At 63.9% G+C, this 2,182-nt stretch carries 1 protein-coding gene; it reads left to right on the top strand.

Going from position 1 to position 2,182, the window contains the following annotated elements; all coding sequences use genetic code 11:
• Positions 1-2,178, top strand: a 2,178-nt coding sequence (pflB, locus tag C8N35_RS23530) for a formate C-acetyltransferase (protein WP_210203672.1), incomplete at its 5' end; no start/stop codon positions are given.
• Positions 2,179-2,182 lie beyond the last annotated feature (4 nt).

Consider the following 2,182-nt stretch of genomic DNA (forward strand, 5'->3'; position numbering starts at 1 on the left):
GTACGCGGCTTCATCCAGGAGAACTACACGCCGTACGAGGGGGATGCGGCGTTCCTGGCGCCTGCGAGCGCGCGCACCATCGCGCTGTGGGCGCGGCTGGGGGAGCTTCTGAAGCAGGAGCGGGCAAAGGGCGTCCTCGACGTTTCCACCGACCGCCCCTCCTCCATCACCGCCCATGAGGCCGGCTATATCGACAGGGACGCGGAGATCATCGTCGGCCTGCAGACCGATGCCCCGCTGAAGCGCGCGATCATGCCGAATGGCGGTCTGCGGATGGTCGAAGCCGGTCTTGCGGCCTACGGCTACGAGCTCGCCCCCGAGATCCGGGAAATCTGGACGCGCTACCGCAAGAGCCACAACCAGGGGATCTTCGACGTGTACAGCCCGGAGATACTCGCGGCGCGCAAATGCGGCGTGATCACCGGCCTGCCCGACGCCTACGGCCGCGGCCGCATCATCGGCGACTATCGCCGTGTCGCGCTCTACGGCACCGATTTCCTGCGCACGCAGAAACAGGCCGAGTTCCACGCCCTCGACGACGCCGACTTCGATGAGAAGACCATCCGTCTGCGCGAGGAGCTTTCCGAACAGTTCCGCGCGCTTGATGAGTTGCGCGAGATGGCGGCCCGGTACGGCCATGACGTTTCCCGACCGGCCAGGACCGCCCGCGAGGCGATCCAGTGGACCTATTTCGGCTATCTCGCCGCGGTGAAGGAGCAGAACGGGGCGGCGATGTCGCTTGGCCGCGTCTCCACCTTCCTCGACATCTACATCCAGCGGGATCTGGACGCCGGCCTCATCACCGAGGAAAGCGCCCAGGAGATGATCGACGACATGGTCATCAAGCTCCGGATCGTCCGCTTTCTCCGCACACCGGAATACGACCAGCTCTTCTCCGGCGATCCGACCTGGGTCACCGAGGTGCTGGGCGGCATGGGCGAGGACGGGCGCACGCTGGTCTCCAGGTCGAGCTTCCGCTTCCTCAACACACTTTACAATCTCGGCCCGGCACCGGAACCGAACCTCACCGTGCTGTGGAGCACCAGCCTGCCGAAGGGGTTCAAGCACTTCTGCGCCAAGGTCTCGGCGGATACCTGCGCCATCCAGTACGAGAACGACGACCTCATGCGCCCCAAATGGGGAGACGACTACGGCATCGCCTGCTGCGTCTCGGCCATGCGCATCGGCAAGCAGATGCAGTTCTTCGGCGCCCGCGCCAATCTCGCCAAGGCGCTTCTCTACGCCATCAACGGCGGCGTCGACGAGAAGACCGGCATGCCCGTGGCGAAGGGCTTCGAGCCGATCAAGGCCGATGTCCTCGACTATGACGAGGTCATGGCCCGGCTCGGCGATCTCATGGACTGGCTTGCCAAGACCTATGTCAAGGCGCTCAACACGATCCACTACATGCACGACAAATACGCCTACGAACGTATCGAGATGGCGCTGCATGATCGCGACATCCTGCGCACCATGGCCTGCGGCATTGCGGGTCTGTCGGTGGCGACGGATTCCCTGTCGGCGATCAAATACGCCAAGGTGCACGTGGTCCGCGACGAGAACGGTCTGGCTGTCGATTACAGGATCGAGGGCGACTACCCCGCCTTCGGCAACAACGACGACCGGGCCGATCAGATCGCGGTCTGGCTGACGGAGACCTTCATGAACAAGGTCAAGGCCCAGCCCGCCTTCTACCGCGACGCCACCCCGACGCAGTCGATCCTGACGATCACCTCCAACGTGGTCTATGGCAAGAAGACCGGCAACACGCCGGACGGGCGGCGCGCGGGCGAGCCGTTCGCCCCGGGCGCCAATCCGATGAGCGGACGCGACAGGAAGGGCTTCGTCGCCGCCGGCGCATCCATCGCCAAGCTGCCTTATGATTCCGCTCTCGACGGCATCAGCTGGACCGCCTCGGCGACGCCTTCGAGCATGGGCCACACGGAGGCGGAGCGTATCGAGAACCTGAGCAACTGCCTGGACGGCTTTGCCGCAGCCAACGGTTTCCACGTCAACGTCAATCTGTTGAAGAAGGAAACCCTGCTCGACGCCATGGAGCACCCAGAGAACTATCCTCAGCTCACCATCCGCGTCTCCGGTTATGCCGTGAACTTCGTCAAGCTGACACGAGAACAGCAACTCGACGTCGTAAACCGTACGTTCCACGCGTCCATGTAGACTG

The sequence above is a fragment of the Breoghania corrubedonensis genome (genome assembly GCF_003053845.1).
Classification (GTDB): Bacteria; Pseudomonadota; Alphaproteobacteria; order Rhizobiales; family Stappiaceae; genus Breoghania; species Breoghania corrubedonensis.